The sequence below is a fragment of the Streptomyces sp. NRRL WC-3605 genome, assembly GCF_001509795.1.
Taxonomy (GTDB): Bacteria; Actinomycetota; Actinomycetes; order Streptomycetales; family Streptomycetaceae; genus Streptomyces; species Streptomyces viridochromogenes.
In genome coordinates this window covers 81810-99807 of the sequence record NZ_LLZN01000051.1, presented here as the reverse complement: position 1 = coordinate 99807, position 17998 = coordinate 81810, and the positions used below count along the sequence as shown (strand labels likewise).

21 protein-coding genes and 2 pseudogenes are annotated in these 17998 nt (G+C 69.0%); 10 read left to right on the top strand and 13 right to left on the bottom strand.

The window, feature by feature from the left end:
* A pseudogene (locus tag ADL34_RS36685) lies at positions 1-202 on the top strand (1,4-beta-xylanase); the annotation flags it as partial.
* Positions 203-285: 83 nt separating this feature from the next.
* Positions 286-719: pseudogene (locus ADL34_RS15140) on the top strand (helix-turn-helix domain-containing protein); the annotation flags it as partial.
* Positions 720-802: 83 nt separating this feature from the next.
* Here the strand turns inward: ADL34_RS15140 and ADL34_RS15135 are convergent.
* Together ADL34_RS15135 and ADL34_RS15130 are read right to left on the bottom strand one after the other, a co-directional pair.
* Entirely contained in the window at positions 803-1186 is a 384-nt protein-coding gene (locus ADL34_RS15135) for a VOC family protein (protein ID WP_234375026.1), read from the bottom strand.
* A 463-nt stretch (positions 1187-1649) separates the two neighbouring features.
* A complete protein-coding gene (locus ADL34_RS15130) occupies positions 1650-2858 on the bottom strand; it encodes an MFS transporter (RefSeq protein WP_062668367.1) in 1209 nt (402 codons plus the stop codon).
* A gap of 54 nt (positions 2859-2912) precedes the next feature.
* Here ADL34_RS15130 and ADL34_RS15125 point away from each other — a divergent pair, with 54 nt between their 5' ends.
* Entirely contained in the window at positions 2913-3656 is a 744-nt protein-coding gene (locus ADL34_RS15125) for an AraC family transcriptional regulator (RefSeq protein WP_062668368.1), read from the top strand.
* A gap of 103 nt (positions 3657-3759) precedes the next feature.
* Here the strand turns inward: ADL34_RS15125 and ADL34_RS15120 are convergent, their stop codons facing one another.
* The 3 genes from ADL34_RS15120 to ADL34_RS15110 all read right to left on the bottom strand — a co-directional run bounded on the left by ADL34_RS15120 (position 3760) and on the right by ADL34_RS15110 (position 6155).
* On the bottom strand, positions 3760-4233 hold the full coding sequence (locus ADL34_RS15120) for a GntR family transcriptional regulator (protein ID WP_062668369.1): 474 nt from the start codon (positions 4231-4233) through the stop codon (positions 3760-3762).
* Positions 4226-5020 (bottom strand): hypothetical protein, encoded by a 795-nt coding sequence (locus tag ADL34_RS15115; protein ID WP_199835576.1) that lies wholly within the window; start codon positions 5018-5020, stop codon positions 4226-4228. The genes ADL34_RS15120 and ADL34_RS15115 overlap by 8 nt, the downstream gene beginning before the upstream one ends.
* A gap of 529 nt (positions 5021-5549) precedes the next feature.
* Entirely contained in the window at positions 5550-6155 is a 606-nt protein-coding gene (locus ADL34_RS15110) for a dihydrofolate reductase family protein (protein WP_062668371.1), read from the bottom strand.
* 154 nt (positions 6156-6309) lie between these two features.
* Here ADL34_RS15110 and ADL34_RS15105 point away from each other — a divergent pair, with 154 nt between their 5' ends.
* Positions 6310-6906, top strand: a complete 597-nt coding sequence (locus ADL34_RS15105) for a hypothetical protein (protein WP_062668372.1) — start codon at positions 6310-6312, stop codon at positions 6904-6906.
* Between the two features lie 466 nt (positions 6907-7372).
* Here ADL34_RS15105 and ADL34_RS15100 read toward each other — a convergent pair whose 3' ends face one another.
* On the bottom strand, positions 7373-7720 hold the full coding sequence (locus tag ADL34_RS15100; protein WP_234375025.1) for an alpha-amylase: 348 nt from the start codon (positions 7718-7720) through the stop codon (positions 7373-7375).
* 403 nt (positions 7721-8123) lie between these two features.
* Positions 8124-8765 carry an MBL fold metallo-hydrolase gene (locus tag ADL34_RS15095; protein ID WP_062668374.1) on the bottom strand — a complete coding sequence of 214 codons (642 nt, stop codon included), beginning with the start codon at positions 8763-8765 and terminating at the stop codon, positions 8124-8126.
* 86 nt (positions 8766-8851) lie between these two features.
* Between ADL34_RS15095 and ADL34_RS15090 the strand changes: the two genes are divergently transcribed.
* Positions 8852-9277 carry a MarR family winged helix-turn-helix transcriptional regulator gene (locus tag ADL34_RS15090; protein WP_062668375.1) on the top strand — a complete coding sequence of 142 codons (426 nt, stop codon included), beginning with the start codon at positions 8852-8854 and terminating at the stop codon, positions 9275-9277.
* 151 nt (positions 9278-9428) lie between these two features.
* Positions 9429-10199 (top strand): class I SAM-dependent methyltransferase, encoded by a 771-nt coding sequence (locus ADL34_RS15085; protein ID WP_062668376.1) that lies wholly within the window; start codon positions 9429-9431, stop codon positions 10197-10199.
* A gap of 65 nt (positions 10200-10264) precedes the next feature.
* Here ADL34_RS15085 and ADL34_RS15080 read toward each other — a convergent pair whose 3' ends face one another.
* Positions 10265-10888 carry a hypothetical protein gene (locus tag ADL34_RS15080; RefSeq protein WP_062668377.1) on the bottom strand — a complete coding sequence of 208 codons (624 nt, stop codon included), beginning with the start codon at positions 10886-10888 and terminating at the stop codon, positions 10265-10267.
* A gap of 400 nt (positions 10889-11288) precedes the next feature.
* Entirely contained in the window at positions 11289-11861 is a 573-nt protein-coding gene (locus tag ADL34_RS15075) for a histidine phosphatase family protein (RefSeq protein WP_062668378.1), read from the bottom strand.
* Between the two features lie 242 nt (positions 11862-12103).
* Between ADL34_RS15075 and ADL34_RS15070 the strand changes: the two genes are divergently transcribed.
* Both ADL34_RS15070 and ADL34_RS15065 read left to right on the top strand, forming a co-directional pair.
* Complete coding sequence (locus ADL34_RS15070) at positions 12104-12322, top strand: CbtB domain-containing protein (protein ID WP_062668379.1); 219 nt, start codon at positions 12104-12106, stop codon at positions 12320-12322.
* A gap of 12 nt (positions 12323-12334) precedes the next feature.
* Positions 12335-13087 carry a CbtA family protein gene (locus ADL34_RS15065; protein WP_062668380.1) on the top strand — a complete coding sequence of 251 codons (753 nt, stop codon included), beginning with the start codon at positions 12335-12337 and terminating at the stop codon, positions 13085-13087.
* 72 nt (positions 13088-13159) lie between these two features.
* Here ADL34_RS15065 and ADL34_RS15060 read toward each other — a convergent pair whose 3' ends face one another.
* The gene (locus ADL34_RS15060; RefSeq protein WP_062668381.1) at positions 13160-13807 is read right to left on the bottom strand and encodes a CatB-related O-acetyltransferase; all 648 of its coding nucleotides are present in this window, start codon (positions 13805-13807) and stop codon (positions 13160-13162) included.
* A 155-nt stretch (positions 13808-13962) separates the two neighbouring features.
* Here ADL34_RS15060 and ADL34_RS15055 point away from each other — a divergent pair, with 155 nt between their 5' ends.
* Positions 13963-14358 (top strand): hypothetical protein, encoded by a 396-nt coding sequence (locus ADL34_RS15055; protein WP_062668382.1) that lies wholly within the window; start codon positions 13963-13965, stop codon positions 14356-14358.
* 236 nt (positions 14359-14594) lie between these two features.
* On the opposite strand, the gene ADL34_RS15050 is transcribed toward ADL34_RS15055, so the two are convergent.
* The 3 genes from ADL34_RS15050 to ADL34_RS15040 form a co-directional block, all read right to left on the bottom strand.
* The gene (locus ADL34_RS15050; protein ID WP_062668383.1) at positions 14595-15212 is read right to left on the bottom strand and encodes an NUDIX hydrolase; all 618 of its coding nucleotides are present in this window, start codon (positions 15210-15212) and stop codon (positions 14595-14597) included.
* Positions 15213-15325: 113 nt separating this feature from the next.
* The gene (locus tag ADL34_RS15045; RefSeq protein ID WP_159038925.1) at positions 15326-16123 is read right to left on the bottom strand and encodes a hypothetical protein; all 798 of its coding nucleotides are present in this window, start codon (positions 16121-16123) and stop codon (positions 15326-15328) included.
* Positions 16124-16373: 250 nt separating this feature from the next.
* Positions 16374-16979, bottom strand: a complete 606-nt coding sequence (locus ADL34_RS15040) for a dihydrofolate reductase family protein (RefSeq protein ID WP_062668385.1) — start codon at positions 16977-16979, stop codon at positions 16374-16376.
* Positions 16980-17067: 88 nt separating this feature from the next.
* Here ADL34_RS15040 and ADL34_RS15035 point away from each other — a divergent pair, with 88 nt between their 5' ends.
* A complete protein-coding gene (locus ADL34_RS15035; RefSeq protein WP_062668386.1) occupies positions 17068-17910 on the top strand; it encodes a helix-turn-helix domain-containing protein in 843 nt (280 codons plus the stop codon).
* The last annotated feature ends 88 nt before the right edge of the window (positions 17911-17998 follow it).

The following is a 17998-nucleotide window of genomic DNA, read 5'->3' as shown; positions in this document are numbered from 1 at the left end:
CGTCAGCGGATCCAACAACTGGACCGTCACGATGAAGGTGCCCTCACCCGAAAAGGTCCTGGCCACCTGGAACATCAGCGCAAGCTACCCCGACGCACAAACGCTCGTAGCGAAACCGAACGGCAACGGCAACAACTGGGGCGCCACCATCCAGACCAACGGAACCTGGACCTGGCCCACAGTCTCCTGCAGCACCAGCTAGTGCTCTGACCGCAAAGGTTCGCCGGGTTGGGGTTCGGGGCGGTTGGATGGGCGGTGACGTCCGATCCGACTGCTGGAGGTGCAGTGGCCGAGCCCGTCCGTGTGCGCAGACTGACCGACCAGGAGGGGCAGAAGCTGCAGCAGATCGTGCGCCGGGGCAGCACCAACTCGGTGGGCTACCGGCGCGCGATGATGCTGCTGCCCTCGGCCCGTGGGAACCGTGTGCCGGTGATCGCCCAGCTGGTATCCAGGCGAACGAGGACACCGTGCGCGATGTGATCCACCGGTTCAACGAGATCGGCCTAACCTGTCTGGACCCTCGATGGGCGGGACGCCGTCCCCGCCTGCTCAATCGTGATGACGAGGACTTCGTCGTCCAGACGGCCACCACTCACCCCACCAAACTCGGCCAGCCCTTCACCCGCTGGTCGCTACGCAAACTCGCCGCCTACCTGCGGAAAGTCCACGGCCGGGTGATCCTCATCGGTCGCGAGGCGTTACGCGGCCTGCTCGCCCGCCCGCGGCGACATCATCTGGCGAAACCGCCATGCCGACGACCGGCGCCTACGCGCCGTCGTCGACCGGGCGAACGTCGCCTGATCTATTCATCGTCGCGGCACAGGCAGAAAGGATGGCCGGCCGGGTCGAAGAGCACCCGGACGTTTTCCCGCGGCTGGAACTTTGCGATGGTGGCGCCCAGGGCCACCGCCTCAGCGACCGCCGAGTCCAAGTCGCCGACCTGGAAGTCGAAGTGCATCATCGGGCGCTGGTCACCGTCGGCCGGTGGCCACACCGGAGACCGATAGCCCTCCGCCTGCTGGAACACGAAGAACGGTCCCTGCGGTGAGGCGGCCACGATGGCTGTTCCCGGTTCCTCGTGCCCGATGTGCCAATCGAGGAGTTCGGCATAGAACTTCGCCAAACCGCTGGGGTCCGGCGCTTCGATCGTGGTGCCCCACCACATGCCGCCTGTTCGAGATCGCATGCTTGAGCCTATCCGAGCCCTCACATACGCCGTTACCACCCGTTGGCACCGGAGCGAGTCGGCCCGCGCGTCAAGGCAGGGCAAACGTTGCCTGATGCGGCACTAGCGCGGCGCCGACCGAGGGATTTCGGCGCACATGAGTTCCGCGATCTCGAGAACGATGCACCGGAGGACGTCCCCGGTCTCGATCTCGTCATCGGTGGCAACGTCAGATCGTGCAGGGGGTGCGGGACAGTTGACCATGGACGAACATCCACGACGTTGCGGACCTCGACGACGCCGTCACTGTGCTCAATCCGACCCAGGGTCGCAAGGGTAAGGCGGTCATCCAATTTCGCCCCTTTGGCTTGGGCCCCACCTCAGGGCTTCCGGGCCGCCTGGCCGGAACCGGTCTTGTCGTATCGAGTGGCCGAGCCACGCGTCCTCGGATGCCTCATCGTCAGTTCTGCCAGCCGGACCGCGCTCATCGGCCAGTCTCTGTCTGCGCATCTGGCCGTGTGGATACGGGCGGAGGTGTAGCGGTCCGCGTGCCGGGAGTTGTGGGTTCGGGCAGGGCGCGGAACAGGAGCCAGCTCAGGGCCGGCATGGCGATCAGCGGGGTGAGGGCGGTCCGGAGGGTGGTGGTGTCGGCGAGGCGTCCCACTAGAGGGCTGAAAAGGCCGCCGATACTGACCGTGAGTCCGAGGGTGATGCCGCTGGCTGTGCCGATGCGGGAGGGCAAGTAGTCCTGGCTGAGCGTGACTTGGAGGGAGAAGGGGACGTACAGGGCGGCTGACGTGAGGGCCACGAAGCAGAACATGGCCGCACCCGGCGCGTAGATCAGCCCGGTGACCGCGGGGACGCAGAGCAGGTAGGCCCAACGGGAAACCTGGACGCGGTCGTAGCGGTTGGCCAGGGCCCCGCCGAGGACCGAGCCGACAGCGCCGCCCAGGAACAACAGGGACAGCGCCACGGCGCCCGCGGTGGTGCTGTCTGGTATGCGCTGCTGGGCGTAGAGGGCGATGAAGGTGCTCAGGCCGGTGAAGACGATGGAGCGGAAGACCACCGCCAGGGACAGCTTCACGAACGAGGCCACGTCGTCCGCGGCAATCGGCGTCTGCGGGGTCGTGGTCGTGCCGGTCTGAGGGCGGGCCAGTATCCGCAGAACCGGCACGCACACCGAGGCGCCGGCGAGAGCGGGCACGACGAGGACGGGTGTCAGGTGCAGGGAACCCTGCCCGATCGTCGCCGACACCATGAGGGGGGCGAGCGCGAAGCCGATGTTGCCGCCGAGGGAGAACCAGCTCATCGCGCTGTGGCTGCCCTGGCTCGCCTGCCGGGCCATGCGCGCGGACTCCGGGTGGTAGGCGGACACGCCTATGCCGGACGCGGCGACGAAGAACAAGGTGATGCCGTAGGAGCCGCTCAGGCCGCTGAGCGCGATGCCCGCCCCGCCCAACAGAGTGCTGACCGGCAGCAGCCACGGCATGGCCCACCGGTCGGTGAGCACTCCGAACAACGGCTGGGCCAGCGACGACAGCAGGGACGCTGCCAGCACGATGCCCGAGGCGACCGCATAGGTGTAGTCCCGTTCGGCCACGAAGTACGGAATCAACGCCGCGACGGCGCCCTGGTAGATGTCGACACAGGCATGCCCCGCGGCAAGCAGCAGGATCGGTGCGTTCTTTCGCATTCCTCCCATGCTGGAAGGACCGCATCTGTCGCGCTTTCGATACATTGACACGTGATGCAGAAAACCCGCCGATCTCCTGCCGCGCCGACCCGAACTCAGCGCCTGGCTTCCGGCGGCGAGATCGACGCGCACCGCCACGACGACCACCAGATCGCCTACGCCAGCCGCGGCACCATCGCGGTCACCACCGACGCCGGCTCCTGGATCGCCCCCGCCACCCGCGCACTCTGGATCCCCGCAGGCACGGTCCACCAGCACCAGGCCCACGGCGACCTCGACCTCCACCTCGTCGGCTTGCCCACCGCCGCTAACCCCCTCCGCCTGGACAGACCCGCCGTCATCGCCGTCAGCCCACTGCTGCGCGAACTCATCGTCGCCTACACCCGCGATCCCGACGACGACACCCCGCCCCGCCACCGCCTACGCGCCGTCATGCTCGACCAGCTCGCCCTCTCCCCCGAACAGCCCCTGCAACTGCCGGTCCCCACCCACCCCCTGCTCCGCGAACTGCATGACATCCTGCGCAGCGACCCTGCCGACAACCGCTCCCTCGACGACCTCGGGCGTCAGATCGGCGCCAGCGCCCGCACCCTCTCCAGGCGCCTCCGCGACGACCTCGGCCTCACCTACCCGCAGTGGCGCACCCAGATCAGGCTCCACCACGCCCTGATCCTTCTGGCCGACGACACCCCGGTCACCGCGGTCGCCCACCGTTGCGGCTGGTCATCCGCCAGCACCTTCATCAGCGTCTTCCGCCGCACCTTCGGCCACACCCCGGGCACCCGCCCCACCGCCTGAGCACGCGCCCCGGTCAGTGCAGCGGCCGTCAGGCTTTCCGCTGGGCACAGCCTGAAGCCCCGTCGGGGCGAGTGCCTTGCTCAGCGTTCCAGTGGCCGTCGGCCTACCGGCCGCGCAACCCCAGACCCTGGACGGTCGCCGACGCCTCCGTCGCCTTGACTCTCCCCGATCCGTCGCCATACGGGGACGCAGCAGGTCCCGACGCCGAGTCCAGGGCGCTGCGGACGGCCGACAGGATGTCCTCGGTGCCGGCGCCGAGCGCACGGGCCGCGGAGGTGAAATCTCTGGCCAGCGTGTTGAGTTGATGGACATCGTGCCCGTGTGCGGGAGGGAGTTCGGCGACCCGGGTGCCCGCGCCGCGGCGAGTCCGGATCAGGTGCGCGGCTTCCAGCTCGCGGTATGCACGGGCCACGGTGCCGGGTGCCAGACCGAGGTCGGTGGCGAGTTGCCGGACGGTCGGCAGGCGGTCACCTTCGGCCAGTCGGCCGGTCCGGATGAGCGCGGCCAGTTGTGCGCGGATCTGCTCGTACGGCGGTACTTGGCTGGTGGTGTCGACGCGGACGGCAGGGTCACTCATCCTCGCCACTCCCCTCGCCTGTCACGCCGTCGTCGACCGCCCGCGGCGCGACCACGGTCAGCAGGGACCATCCGAGCGTGAACACGCTCAGTACTCCCAAGGGGCAGGTCACCATCACGGTGACCGCGCCCAGCGGGCCCGCGCAGGGGCCGTCGATGAGCGCGACCAGAAAGGTCAGTACGACGAGCAGCACCTGACACGACACCAGCAGTCCCCAGGCTCCCACGATGGCCCAGGCTCGGTCGCGGCGCTGCTGGTGGTCGCCGGGTCCGAAGGCGATGCGGCGCAGCGCCCAGACGCAGGCAGGGGTTGCGACCGCGAGGGCACCGAACATCGGGCCGCTGTAGTACAGCCCGGGCCAGGGGCCGACGGAGGAACGCACCCCGTCGCAGACGACCTCCATGGCGCGCCCCGCCCCGCCTGTCCGGTCACTGCTGGAGGATGCCGTGACAGCCCCCATGACCAGCAGTGCGAGAAGAGAGCCTGCTTCCAGCAGGAGCAGGGGCGTCATACGTGGCGGCACGTGGTCGCGCACCAGGCGTGGGGCGAGGCTGGCGGTGCGGACCGCTTCCTGCGGGCGCAGTGTCAGGGCGTCACCGATCAGGACCCCCGCCACCGCGCACAGGCCGAAGGCGGTGACGGCCAGCACGAGGGGTGTCGTTATGTCGCCGCTCTCGATCGTGAGCAGTTGCCGTGCGACCTCTATGCCGATCGCCAGGCCGGACCAACGGGCGTAGTGGTCGGCGTGGTCGAGGAACCGGGTCTGGAGCGGGACGGTGTCGAGCACGTGAGGATCCCCCAAGGCACCTTGTACCAAGTGATGGATACAAGATGCCCTGCTCTGAAAACTTGTGTCAAACCCTCGATACAAGAAGAGACGGCCGCTGTCCCCCACGCGCCACGGCCCACGACATGACTAGCGGGTCTGTGCCCCCAGGGCGGGCGAGGTGAGCAGAGGCCCGCTCAGGAGCCGGGCCGCGAAGTGGTCAGACGGTGGTCTCCACCGACTCCCGGTCGTCGTCACCGTCACTGATCTCGCCAGCCCTGCGTGCTCACGCTCCACGACCACTGCGAGCAGGTATGTGAGGCGGTGCGGTGTGGTGTGGTCATGTGAGGCTTGGTGAGTCATGCCGGGGCGGGCGTCCGGGGGCCGGCCCCCCGTTGAGTAGGGACCTACGCGTCGCATGAATGGTCCTTCCCGGCCGACCACCGCACCGGCCCCTCTTGAAGGCTCGAAACGGCCAAAGCAACTGGCAGTCCTCCGCCAGGGACGGTCGACGGTGGGGGCTTCCGGGATGGCGGCTCAGCGTGCGACCTCACCCAGGGACGCCGAGCGGCGGATGCTCGAGCACGCGCGGCTTGTACTCGACCAGCTGGGTACGGCCGTCGAAGGTGCGGTGGTCGATCATCTCCAGGGCGACGTCCGGATAGCCGTCGTAGATGCGTTCTTCGCCCGTGGCCCCGGTGATCACCGGGAACATCACCACCCGGAAACGGTCCACGAGTCCTGCCTGCAGCAACGACCGGGACAGGCTGAGGCTGCCGATCGTGCTCAGCAGTCCCGAGCCCTCCGCCTTCAGGGCACGCACCGCCTCGACCGCGTCACCACGGACGAGCGTGGAGTTCGCCCACGTCAGTGGATCTTCCAGAGAGGAGGAGAACACCACCTTCGGCGCCTGCGTCAGCTCGTCGACGGATGCCTCTTCCTCGGGCCTGAAGTCGTCCTGGCCTGCTGGAACCTCCCCTGCCGCGAACCCTGACATCAAGCGGTAGGTATTCGCCCCCATCAAGTACGTGACCTTCGGCTGCTCCCCCAGCCATCCGAGGTACTCCGGGCCCTCCAGACCCCAGAAACCGGGCCACCCCTCACCGGACGCGTAGCCGTCGAGAGAAGTGATGAAATCGACCAATAGCTCCGACATGACAGTGTCCTTTCCCAAGTGGTCACGCGACGTGGTCACCAGGTTGGACCGGCCAACAGCCAGAAACTCATCGCCCGCGCTGCGAAGGACACGAAAGCGGGCGAAGCTGCAGCCGGTCGGACCTGTGGATCCGGTTCACGGCGACAATGACCGCATGAACGTCACCGAGCTGCTCGAATCGGCTTCCCTCCTCGTTCCGCAGGAGGTCGCGACCGAGAACGACCTCTCGGTGGAGGACATCTGGGACTATCTCGTCCACGACGAATGGCAGATCGCGCTGAACCTGCTGGAGGAGCTCGGAGGCGGGCTACCGCTGCCCCTGGCCTTCTGGGAGCAGCTTGCCGAGGCGGCTACGCAGCTTGGCCTTGAGCGGAGCAGGGCCTGGTGCCACTGGCGGTGTTCCGAGATCATGAACGGCATGATCCGGGCGGACCTGATGCTACGGCCCGCCCACGAGACCCGTCGCACGACGCCCATCTCGGGTCACGGTGTTCTGCGACCCATGTGGGACATCGGCAACCTGTCACCCACAGGGCACACCTCCGTCAGCATCGCGGGGCTCTGGGTCGAGGACATGCCCCTTCTGCACCCTGGCGGCCGAGCCACCGTGCGGCTCGTCCCCCTCACCCCTGCCCATTGGACGCACGTCCAGCCAGGTCAGCTCATCACCATGCACGAGGACCGGACGGCCGCCGGCACGGCAGTCGTGCTGGAGGCGCGCCCCCCTTCCCGCACCACCCCCACGATCTGAACGCCGTCCCGCAACTGTGGCCGTACGGCGACAGCGTCGCCAGGCGCTCGGACTCCTCCACAGTTGCCGCTCGTCCAGGGTCCCGAACCATACAGCCTTCGGTGAAGTGGGAGACCTGTGAGAACACCGAGTCCGCTCCCCGCTCTATGCAGGTGACCCGCCACGGAAGGTCGGCGCCCGCGCGTCGTGCGCGGGGGCGTCCGGATTCAGGATCGGCTTCCAGTCGTCGGCGCCGTCGCCTTGCCTGCAATGAGGACTACCGGTTCCGGCCGCGCCCAGAGTGCAGGTCATCGGCCGTTGCCGTACAGCGGGAAGGCCGGGGCCGCTTCGACCTCCCCAGGTTCGACGGCCCCAGCCCTCCCGCCGGACAGCTGCCAACTACCCCGATGATCCGTGCCTATGCACAGCTGTCAGGGCAGGTCCCTCGACGGTGCATCCTGCAGATCATCAGCCTCGTTTACGCAGTTCAGGCACCCGCAGGGGTGACAGAGGTGGGATCGCATGCCCGCAGTCCCGTCACGTGATTGCCGTTCGTCCCGTATCCGGCGAAGGTGGCCCGCCCGTCGGGCTCGATGACCCGGCATGGGGCCCACTGGCCGTTCGTGTACTCGACCGTGACGGATACGGCGTCGAGGCAGCCATTGTGGACATCGGTGTAGCGCCAGCTCTGGAAGTACTCGACGCACTGCGGAGCCGGCTCTCCGACGGTCGCCGCAGACGAAGGCGCGGCCGTCAGGGGCACCAGCAATCCCGCCGCGACGATTGCTGGGAGAGCGATGAAGGACTGTGCGCGTCGCGTCACGTGATTGGTCATGCGGCGCATCCTCAAGCCATTCGGATACGCATGCAACTTGCAGCAAGGATTTTCAGACACTTGGTGGGGATGTATACAAAGAGCCTGGCAATCGAGCTGAGGGGTGTGTGAAAGAGTTTGCAATCTGACCGCCCTCCTCCCCTCCCCGCTGGGGGCGGGCGCTATCGCGCTGCTCTGCGCAGCAGCCCTCCCGCAGGCGGAGCTCTTTACATCGCAGGGCTGGCGAGCAGACCCAGGATCTGCCATGCCCTCCAGTGCGCGGCCAGGTGGAGCCTGGATCGCCGGCGCGGCATCAGGTGCGGAGTCGTGGGGCCGCCGGGGCTGGCCGGTTTCGACGCGGGCGGGGAGGTGTGGCGGCCCCACGGCCCTGCGACCCCGGGCACCATCCCGCCGGCGCCGACCGTCAGTCGATCAGGACGCTCTCACCCGCGGCGAGGCGCCGGTACCGCGTCGGGATCCCGGGGCCCCGCTCACCCAGGAAACCCGCGACCATCGCGGTCCCGACGTCGTTGAGGGCACCGTCGTGCACCGCGTACGTGTCGCGGGGCGCGACCTCGCGTACGTAGTCGATCAGGTCCCCGACGGTGGACCAGGGTGCGTGTACGGGCAGCAGCAGCGTGTCGACCGGGGCGCCGGGGACGGTCAGGGCATCGCCGGGGTGGAAGAGGGCATCGTCGACCATGAAGCCGATGTTGGGGATGCGAGGGATGTCCGGGTGGATGACCGCGTGCCAGGTCCCGTGGACGCGGATGTCGAAGCCGGCCGCGCTGAAGGCTTCCCCCTCCCCCGTGGTGACGACCTGCGTTCCGATGCCGTCCAGTTGCTTGGCCACGGAGGAGTTGGTCCAGATCCGCAGCCCTGGACGCTCCTCGGCCGCCCTGCGCAGTACCTCCTCCGAGAAATGGTCGAAGTGCTCGTGGGTGACGAGTACGGCGTCCGCGCCTTCCAGAGCTTCCGGGCCGGTCAGACCGCCCGGGTCGATGACGAGGCGACGCTCGTCCTTTTCCAGCCGCACGCACGCATGACCGAACTTCGTGAGTTCCATGATCTCCGCACCTCTCACTTCTATGAAGGTTAGTTGTACAACTAGACTGTACAACACGGTTTTGGAGTTCCGGCTACGATGGACCCATGCACGAAGACGCCCTGGCCGAGGAACTGCGGCGGTCGCTCGGGGAACTGGTCCGGGCCGTCCGGACCGTGGACACCATGCCGCCCGGCGAGGCCGCCATCCTCGGGTTCCTCGACCGGAACGGCCCTCTGACGACGGCCGACCTCGCCCGCATGCGCGGTGTCACGCATCAGTCGGCCGCCAAGTCGGTCAAGGACCTCTCGGCCCAGGGCCTGGTCCGCGGGGAGCCGCATCCCGACGACGGCCGCAAGCTCCTGCTGCACCTCACCGACGCCGGCCGGTCCCGCCTCCAGCGGGAACGCACGCTGCGCGCGGGCGCCCTGGGTGTCGCCATCCGCGAGACCTTCGACGCCGACGAGATGCGGCAACTCAGCGAGTCCGTCGCTCTGCTGTCCCGCTTGACCGCGCGTCTCACCGGTCGCTGATCGGGCCTGCTGTCACCGGGTGCCTTGCCTCACTCCGGGCGGTGGCGCGTCGAGAGATGCGCGACGGTGCGCCGAGGAGCCGGTGGCCTCATGCAGGGCTACCGTCATGAGGGTGACTGGAGTCCATGCCGACCGGCGGTGGTCCGCATCCATGCCGGCAGCCTATGAGCAGTACCTCGTCCCGGTCGTCTTCCGCCCCTTCGCCGAGGATCTGGCCGCCCGGGCCGCGGCACTCAGCCCTCGACGCGTCCTCGAACTCGCCTCGGGCACCGGCGCGTTGACAGCACGCCTGCTCGTGGCACTGCCCTCCGCCCACGTCACGGCCACCGACCTCAACGAGGCCATGGTCGCCTTCGGGTCGGAGCGCGCCCCGGGCGCGGTGTGGCGGCAGGCCGACGCGCAGCGACTGCCGTTCCCGGACGGGAGCTTCGACCTCGTGGTCTGCCAGTTCGGTGTGATGTTCTTTCCCGACCGCATCGCGGCGTTCAGCGAGGTCGGCCGGGTGCTGGCCGCTGGCGGCCGGTTCCTGTTCAACACCTGGGGCCCGCTCGAGGCGCACGCCTTCGAAGTCGCGTTGCAGGCGGGGTTGGAGCGGGCGTTCCCCGTCGACCCGCCCGCGTTCTTCAGGACGGTTCCGCACGGCTACGCCGACCCCGCCGTCGTCACGGCCGATCTGACGGCGGCCGGGTTCGCCGTCGAGGACGAGCAGGAGCTCACACTTCCCGGCCGGGCCGCCTCGACCGCCGATCTTGTCATTGGCTACCTCACCGGGACGCCCGTGCGCGCGGCTGTCGAGGCGCACGGAGACGCACCGGGCGTCCGGGCCGCCGTCCTCGAGGAGATGACGGCCCGGCTGGGCCCGGGGCCGGTCGACGCGACCATGACCGCCTACGTCTTCCGCGCCGTCGCGGCGGCTGGGTAGAGGAGGGGTGGGCAGGTCGGGCGGCCGCTGGACGGGCCTCGGGTCCTGCCCCTGTCGCCGGGCGGTCAGTACAGCTTCTCGACAGCCGTGGTCGTCGTCTTCTTGAACGCGGTCACGGGGGCGTCCGTGAAGTCGCCCATCTGCCCCCACTGCACCACGGTGACGGTCCTGCCGTCACGCCCGACGGACAGCAGGGCGATGTCAGAGGCGCCCCAGGACGTCTCGGTGTGCAGGCCTCGGACGCGCGCGCCCTCCTCGACCGCCAGCTTGCCGTAGTCCCGCCCCTGGGCCTCGACGTCGGGCGTGGCGGCCTCGATGCGGTCGGCGCAGGTGCGGATCAGGTCGTCGTAGTGCTTCGCCAAGGCCTTGGCCTGGGCGGTCGTACCCGTCACGACGGTGAGCTGGGCGGCGCTGGTGTCCAGGTCGGTGTGGAACGTGCGGTGCCGGTAGTCGTAGGAGAGCACGCCCTCCGTGCTCACGCACAGTCCGAGTGCCTCGGGGAAGCCCTCGGTGATGGGCCCCGCGGTCCACGACGACGTGGGATGGGGCGGCAGTTGGGACGCCGACAGGAAGGTGGGCGTGGTGGTCTTCGGCGCGGCGCCTGCGGACGGTGCCGTCAGGGCCGTGCCGGCGGCCAGGGTGGCGACGGCGAGCGCAATCACAGCGCTGATTCGGCTGCGCATGGGCATGGGCATGGGTGTCCCCCGTGGATGAATGCATGGATGCATGCCGGATGTGGGTGCCGCGGCCGTGCCAGGTGGTCAGCCCGGATCCGTTCGGCGCGACACCGAAAGCATCGGTGGTCACCACCGCCGGACGCAACGACCATCGGTCGATCGGACGTCATGGAACCGTCCCAGGCCGGGTGACCTGCATGTACGAGGATGCCTGGGATGCCGTTCCGGGCATGGCAAGACGCACGACGCCCGGACAGCAGCCTCTGTCGCGGCGGCGGGCGAGGACTACGGGATGCGCACCGGCGCCCCGACTGCCGTGAACCTCATCACCTGCTCATGGTCTCAACTGGCTCGCCCGGGAAGCCCGTGGACACCCCGCAGCCGATACGCGGCGACCACTCCGGGCTGGGGACTATCGACTGCTCCCGATCGTGGGGATCCGTAGATTCCAGCGGCCGGATCTGCCGGTGAGTTGCACGGCGGCGAGGGGCGGAACGTCGATGCGCCAGAACGACTGCTGGGGCGCACCCGTCGCGTGCAGCAACGCTGCCCGGGCCACGGCCTGTTCGACGACGGCCAAGGCCCGGCCCGTCTCGTCGGGCAGCTCCTCCAGCCAGGCGGAGACCCGGTGGCACAGCTGCGCCACCGACTCGCCGCCGTGCGGAGCCGCTTCGGGGTCCGACATCCACCGGGCGAGTCCGGTCCCGTCACCGGCCGCGATCTCGTCCAGAGTCCGGCCGCGCCAGCCGCCCATGTCCATGTCCCGGAGGGCCGGCTCGACAGCGACGGCGTCCCCTGCGAGGGTCTTCGCCGTCTGACGGCACCGTTGGGAGGGCGCCGCGAGCCAGGCGCCGGCCGACGGCAACGATCCGGCCGTCCCTCGGACTTGCCCCAGGGCCCTCTCGTCCAACGGCGTGTCCGCGCCGAATCTCACGTCGCGTTCCGTCGGCGCCGCCGCGCACAGCAGCGTGAGCCGGATGGTCATGATGGGCCTTTCTGCGAGGTCGGTTCATCGTAGGTGGCGTACGCCATGTTGGCCGAACTGCGCATTGCCCCTACCATCTGGGGCGACAAGGACGACAGCGCTACGGAAGTCCGGTGCAAGCCCGGCACGGTCGCGCCACTGTGTGCCATCCCGCCAGCCAGGTGGGGCGGTGAGTCAGACCCAACGCTGTCGTCGAGTGCTCCACACGACGCGGGACGCGTAGTTCCCGAGGAGGTCTCGCCATGGCGCAGTCCACTGCCGCCCCCACCCCCACCACCCAGACCCTCGCGCCGCTGCCGCTGCGGGCGGTCGCCCCCTGGGCCGTCTTCGTCGGCATCCTGATGCTGGTCCTGCTGTACTTCGTCGGCGCCGAGCAGGGCGCCACCGCACTGGTCTCCGGTGAGGGCGTGCACGAATGGGTGCACGACGCCCGGCACCTCCTCGGCTTCCCCTGCCACTGACGGAGACGTTCGATGAACTCCGTCACCGTACGCACCTTGCTGGTGCGCGGCATGCTCGCCGGCCTGGGCGCCGGCGTGCTCGCCTTCGTCTTCGCCTTCCTGGTCGGGGAAGGCCCCGTGGACGCGGCCATCGCGTTCGAGGAGGCCGGCTCCCATGAACACGGACATGGCGGCGAGGAACTCGTCAGTCGCACCGTGCAGTCGACCGCCGGTCTCGCCACGGGTGTGCTCGTCTTCGGTGTCGCCATCGGCGGCATCGCGGCGCTCGCGTTCTGCTTCGCGCTGGGCCGCATCGGCCGGTTCGGGGCACGGTCCACAGCGGCGCTCACCGCGCTGGCCGGGTTCCTGCTCCTCTACCTGCTGCCGATCCTGAAGTACCCAGCGAACCCGCCTGCCGTCGGCAACCCCGACACCATCGGAAAGCGGACCATCCTGTTCGTGGGAATGATCGCCCTGAGTGTCCTGCTGGGCATCGCGGCGATCCTGCTGGGCCGCAAGCTCGCCCCGTCCTGGGGCAATTGGAACGCCACCATCGCCGCCGGCGTCGCCTTCGTCACGGTCGTCGCGGTCGTGATGGCCGTCCTGCCGGAGGGGGACAACACCCCCAAGGGCTTCCCGGCGACCGACCTGTGGGAGTTCCGGGTGGCCTCGATCGGTCTCCAGGCCGTCCTGTGGGCCGCTTTCGGGTTGTTGTTCGGCTTCCTGGCCGAACGCGTCCTGGAACCGAAGCGGGCCCGCGACGAGGTCGCCTCACTGGCCGTCTGAACGGGACAGCACGCGGCGGGGCTGCTGGGGGCGCGCCCAGGGGTCCCGCCGCCGCCGTGCCGGAAGGCTCGTCTACCGGCCCTTCGGTGCCGCGGCCTCCAGTTCGTCGACGCTGCCGGACATGATCGTGCGGATGTGCTCGGTGATGTGCCGGGCCGGCCAGTCCCACCAGGCGACGGCCAGGAGCCGGGCGATGTCCTCGTCGTCGAAGCGACGGCGGATGAGGCGGGCCGGGTTGCCGCCGACGATGCCGTAGTCGGGAACGTCGTCGACGACGACGGAGCCGGAGGCGATGACGGCTCCGTGTCCGATACGGACGCCCGGCATCACCATGGCACGGTAACCGAACCAGACGTCGTTCCCGACCACGGTGTCACCCCGACCGGGCAGCCCCGTGATCAGGTCGAAGTGCTCGGCCCACGATCCGCCCATGATCGGGAACGGAAACGTCGAGGGTCCGTCCATACGGTGGTTGGCGCCGTTCATGATGAACCGCACCCCCTCGCCGAGTGCGCAGAACTTTCCGATGACCAGCCTTTCCGGCCCGTAGTGGTAGAGCACGTTGCGGGTCTGGAACGCCGTCGGGTCATCCGGGTCGTCGTAGTAGGAGTACTCCCCCACTTCGATCAGCGGCGAGGTGATCAGTGGTTTGAGCAGCACGACCCGGGGCTGGTCGGGCATCGGATGTACTACGGTCGGATCGGCGGGGACGGCTGGCATCTCGATCGCATTCCTCACACATCGTCAGGCTCGGACGGTTCATGATCGCAACTGTCGCCGTCCGGCGACCACCGAGATTGTCCGCGTCTGCCTCGCCCGTGCACGGCTTTCGCCGGGCCATGTGAAGCCGAGGACCACGTCACCAGGAGGAACCAGTGTCACGCCCGGTACCGCATACCGCCGAGGAGAAGCTCGCGGACGCGAAGCAGCGGTTGGGCCTTCCACGCATCGTCGTGATCTGCGGCTCCACCCGGTTCATGGCCGAGATGGGCGAGGCCGACGTGCGGGAGACCGAAGCGGGGAGGATCGTCGTGAAGCCGGGGTGCGACCTGAAGTCGCCGAACCCACTGTGGTCGGATCCTGATCAGGCCAAGGCGCTGAAGCTTCGGCTGGACGAACTGCACCGGGCGAAGATCCGGCTCGCCGACGAAGTCCTCGTGGTCGGCGACTACATCGGGGACAGCACCCGGGCCGAGATCGCCTACGCCCGGTCACTGGGCAAGCCCGTCCGGTTCACGCATCCCGAAGTCGACGCCGACGCCGGTCGATAGGGCGCCGCAGAGGCACCGGCCGGGGCGAGTTCTGCGAACTGCTCACCGTGCTCCCGGAGGAAGGCCACGGCCTGGTCGCAGCCCGTCGGTGGGGAGTACTCGACCTCGGCCCCGTCCTCTTCGAAGCCCCGGTCCAAGGGACCCCCAGCCGACATGATCCGAACCATGTCAGGCGCCACTGACAACGTCCGCGTGTGCGGGGCGGGGCGTCGAGTGCGCGGTGCAGGCCGAGGGGGCTACCCGACGTGAACCGCGGCGCGGGCGTGCCGCAGTTTGTGTGTGAAGCGGTGCATGTGCGGGTCGAGCACTTCCGGCGACTCCTCGAGCACCTCTTCGGCGGTCAGCCACCGGATCGCGTCGAACTCTTCCTGATCGTAGGAGGTGATGCTGTCGGCGTCGGTGACGAGGAGGTACCAGAGCGAGACGTCGGTGTGGACGCCCGGCCCTCGCGTCTCCGTGACGGTGAGGAAGAAGGGGCGCTCGCCGGTGGTCGGCGGCGGCGTTGCCGGGATACCCAGTTCCTCATCGCACTCGCGGACCACCGCGGACCACGGGTCCTCGCCCGGTTCGACGTGTCCGCCGGGCGGCAGCCACAGGCCCGCCTTGCGATGAGCCACGAGCAGCAGCTGGCCGCTCGGGGCGTCCAGGACGACGAAGTAGCTCACCAGGTGCATCGCGGGAACGTCGGACTTGCGTACCCGGTGGAGCGGGGCTCCGCTCGTGATCCACTGCGCGGTGGTGGTCAGGTGGGTGCGCTCGAGGCCGTCCCACGGTTCGATGGCGCCGACCAGCTCCAGCAGGCGGGCTCGCAGCTCTTCGTCATCCCCGTGGGGAGGGGAGGCGGTTGAGGTCATCCGCGCATCCTGTCAGAGGGGTCTGACAGGCGGCCTCTGCCCATCGATTCCCTCCGTCGGCCGGTCGCGCCATGGCCGACCCGGTGGCGCATCGGGACGGCGGTCGTCCGGACTCAGCCGTTGAGGACGCCGGTGGCCTCACTGATCGGGGTTGCGTCCGCGGCACGTGGCACCTTCACGCGGACCGGCTCGCCGATGTCCGACAGGATGGTGGTCACCGTCACCCGCGCGCCGGACATGTTGGCGCTCATGCGCGTCTGCACCAGGTTCCCCTTGCCATCGACCCACGCGTCCGCGAACACCGGCAAGTCGCCGCCCAGGATGTCGCGGGCCTGGCCCATCTTGGTGCGGACGTCCGCGGCCATGCGCAAAGTGACGGTGCGATGGTCGAGGATGCCCCGGTAGTGCACCGCACGCGCACCCTCGACGCTTTCCTCCCCCTCTCGGGAGACCTTGCGCATCGCGGCGATCTGCTGCAGGACGTGCTCGGGGTCGTTCAGCGGCGCCCGCAGCAAGTAGTGCGCCTGGGCCTTGTCCCGGGGGATGGCTCCCCATGTGTCCTCACCGGTCCCCAGCACGTTTCTGACGTAGATCTTGCCCTCTACAAAGACCTGTTCGCTGTGGTCGATGCCACCGCCGGGGAAGTCGACCGCCAGGTGGCCCCGGTCCGCGGCGAAGTCGAAGCCGCCGGTGATGGTGAGGCGGTACACCTGCCCATCACCCTGCACCTCGATCTTCTGACGGAACCCGGCGCTGTCCTCGCGAAGAGCCGCGACCGCCTCCTGGACGGCCGACGGGGCGTCCGACGCTGCCTTGGATGACGATGCCGCTGCCTCAGCCTCGTCGGAGCCTCCCCCGTCGGTCGCGGAACATCCGACGCACAGCAACAGGCCGGCTGCAGCAGCGAGCATGAGAGGACGGCGCATGGAACTCCCCGAAAGTACTGGCGCGCACGCTCTCCTCGCGGCACGCCTCACCCCGTGATCTTACGAAGCTCCGCACATCAGTGCGAGCGCTTTCTGGTGTCGAGCAACACCAGGAAGTAGCCAAGTGACACGCCGGTCAGCGCGCCCGCGCGTCTGGTCGATCTCGACCAGCGGTTTCCCGGGCTGATCGACTCCATCGTGGCCGCGGAGCCGCACTCCGGATGAGGCGGCGGCCTCAGTAACTGTCGTACGTCGGCTGTCCGTTCGTGCGGTAGACGGCGACGACGGTGCCTCCCTTGGTCGTCGTCACACTGACCGGCTCCAGCGCGGTGGGGATGGCTCCGTCGGCGAACAGGCGCTTGCCCGTGCCGATGATCACCGGGTGGATGGTCAGCCGGTACTCGTCCACGAGGCCGTTCCGCATGAGGGTCTGGGCGAGGTCGCCGCTGCCGACGACACTGATGTCGCCGCCGTCGGACGCCTTCAGCTCGCGCACGGCGTCGACGACGTCACCCTGGAGCAGGTGCGAGTTCTGCCAGTCGACGGACGTGAGGGTCCGGGACGCCACGTACTTGTCCATGCGGTTCATCCGGGCGGTGAACGGATTGCCGGGATCGGCGTTCGGCCAGTACGACGCGAAGATCTCGTACGTCTTGCGGCCGAGGAGCATCGCGTCGAAGTCCTCGTACCAGCCGCCGATGGCAGCGCCGACCTCGTCGTCGTCCACCGGCTTCTGCCAGCCCCCGTGCTCGAAGCCGCTCTGCCTGTCCTCGTCCGGACCACCCGGCGCCTGCATGACGCCGTCCAGCGTCAGGAACGTGCAAACGATGATCTTGCGCATGGTGCGCTCCCTTCGTCAGGGGGTAGACGACACGGCGGCCGCGAACTCATCGGCGGCACACGTCACGCTTCCGGGGCACACTGAGCCCATGGAGTACGTCGGCCGGGTGCCCTGTCCTCCCCTCGACCGGTTCGTCGACGACATCTACTGCCTGAGCGGGGTGCCGCGTCACCGCCGCATGAACATCCCTCCGATGCCGTCCGCCCACCTGTTCCTCAACCTGGGCGACCCCGTCGTGCTGCGGGACTCCGCCCCGGGGGCGGCGCCGGCCGTGCTGGCCGACGGGTGGTTCGTGGGCGTGTGGACCAGGCGTTTCGTCGTCGAGTACCCCGCCCGGGTACGGCTCGTCGGGGTGCACTTCAAGCCGAGGGGTATGTCGCCCTTCGTCGGCGTGCCGGCGAGTGAGCTGCGGGATCGATGGCTACCGGTCGACACCGTATGGCAACGCTCCGTGGACCGCATCCGCAACCAGATCGGCGACACCGCGTCGGCGACCGAGACCCTGCGCGTGCTGGAGGCGGAGCTGCTGTCGCGGCTCGCCGAACCACCGCCGCGCGGACTCGATCTCGTCCTGCGCGCGGGCCGTCGCCTGGTCGCGTCCGGCGGCGCGGTCCCGGTCGGTGCGCTGGCCTCGGGCGCCGGGGTGAGCGGCAATCATCTGGCCGCGCAGTTCAAGGCTCACGCAGGGGTCACTCCGAAGCGGCTGGCGCGGATCTACCGCTTCGCCCGGCTGATCGTCTCCGTGGACGCCCGGTGTCCGACCGGATGGCCGGACCTAGCCCATACGGCGGGGTACTTCGACCAGGCTCATTGCAGTCGGGAGTTCAAGGACTTCACCGGGCACACCCCGACGGAGTACCTGGCCCTGCGCCGCCGGTTCCCCGCCGCGCCGGGGTTTCCGCCGGACGCCGGTCCGATGCCCGCCGATTGATTTCCTACAAGCCCGTTCAGGGCTCTCCAGGACAGGATCGGGTGTGCACGGAGCTGCGCGGACTCGGACGCGCACGCGAGGCGGAGTC

Bases quoted from the DNA above. Each gene is read 5' to 3' on its own strand.
- ADL34_RS15135 (WP_234375026.1), bottom strand. From the start codon at position 1,186: ATGCGATCTCGAACAGGCGGCATGTGGTGGGGCACCACGATCGAAGCG.
- ADL34_RS15130 (WP_062668367.1), bottom strand. From the start codon at position 2,858: ATGCGAAAGAACGCACCGATCCTGCTGCTTGCCGCGGGGCATGCCTGT.
- ADL34_RS15125 (WP_062668368.1), top strand. From the start codon at position 2,913: ATGCAGAAAACCCGCCGATCTCCTGCCGCGCCGACCCGAACTCAGCGC.
- ADL34_RS15120 (WP_062668369.1), bottom strand. From the start codon at position 4,233: ATGAGTGACCCTGCCGTCCGCGTCGACACCACCAGCCAAGTACCGCCG.
- ADL34_RS15110 (WP_062668371.1), bottom strand. From the start codon at position 6,155: ATGTCGGAGCTATTGGTCGATTTCATCACTTCTCTCGACGGCTACGCG.
- ADL34_RS15105 (WP_062668372.1), top strand. From the start codon at position 6,310: ATGAACGTCACCGAGCTGCTCGAATCGGCTTCCCTCCTCGTTCCGCAG.
- ADL34_RS15100 (WP_234375025.1), bottom strand. From the start codon at position 7,720: ATGACCAATCACGTGACGCGACGCGCACAGTCCTTCATCGCTCTCCCA.
- ADL34_RS15095 (WP_062668374.1), bottom strand. From the start codon at position 8,765: ATGGAACTCACGAAGTTCGGTCATGCGTGCGTGCGGCTGGAAAAGGAC.
- ADL34_RS15090 (WP_062668375.1), top strand. From the start codon at position 8,852: ATGCACGAAGACGCCCTGGCCGAGGAACTGCGGCGGTCGCTCGGGGAA.
- ADL34_RS15085 (WP_062668376.1), top strand. From the start codon at position 9,429: ATGCCGGCAGCCTATGAGCAGTACCTCGTCCCGGTCGTCTTCCGCCCC.
- ADL34_RS15080 (WP_062668377.1), bottom strand. From the start codon at position 10,888: ATGCCCATGCGCAGCCGAATCAGCGCTGTGATTGCGCTCGCCGTCGCC.
- ADL34_RS15075 (WP_062668378.1), bottom strand. From the start codon at position 11,861: ATGACCATCCGGCTCACGCTGCTGTGCGCGGCGGCGCCGACGGAACGC.
- ADL34_RS15070 (WP_062668379.1), top strand. From the start codon at position 12,104: ATGGCGCAGTCCACTGCCGCCCCCACCCCCACCACCCAGACCCTCGCG.
- ADL34_RS15065 (WP_062668380.1), top strand. From the start codon at position 12,335: ATGAACTCCGTCACCGTACGCACCTTGCTGGTGCGCGGCATGCTCGCC.
- ADL34_RS15060 (WP_062668381.1), bottom strand. From the start codon at position 13,807: ATGCCAGCCGTCCCCGCCGATCCGACCGTAGTACATCCGATGCCCGAC.
- ADL34_RS15050 (WP_062668383.1), bottom strand. From the start codon at position 15,212: ATGACCTCAACCGCCTCCCCTCCCCACGGGGATGACGAAGAGCTGCGA.
- ADL34_RS15045 (WP_159038925.1), bottom strand. From the start codon at position 16,123: ATGCTCGCTGCTGCAGCCGGCCTGTTGCTGTGCGTCGGATGTTCCGCG.
- ADL34_RS15040 (WP_062668385.1), bottom strand. From the start codon at position 16,979: ATGCGCAAGATCATCGTTTGCACGTTCCTGACGCTGGACGGCGTCATG.
- ADL34_RS15035 (WP_062668386.1), top strand. From the start codon at position 17,068: ATGGAGTACGTCGGCCGGGTGCCCTGTCCTCCCCTCGACCGGTTCGTC.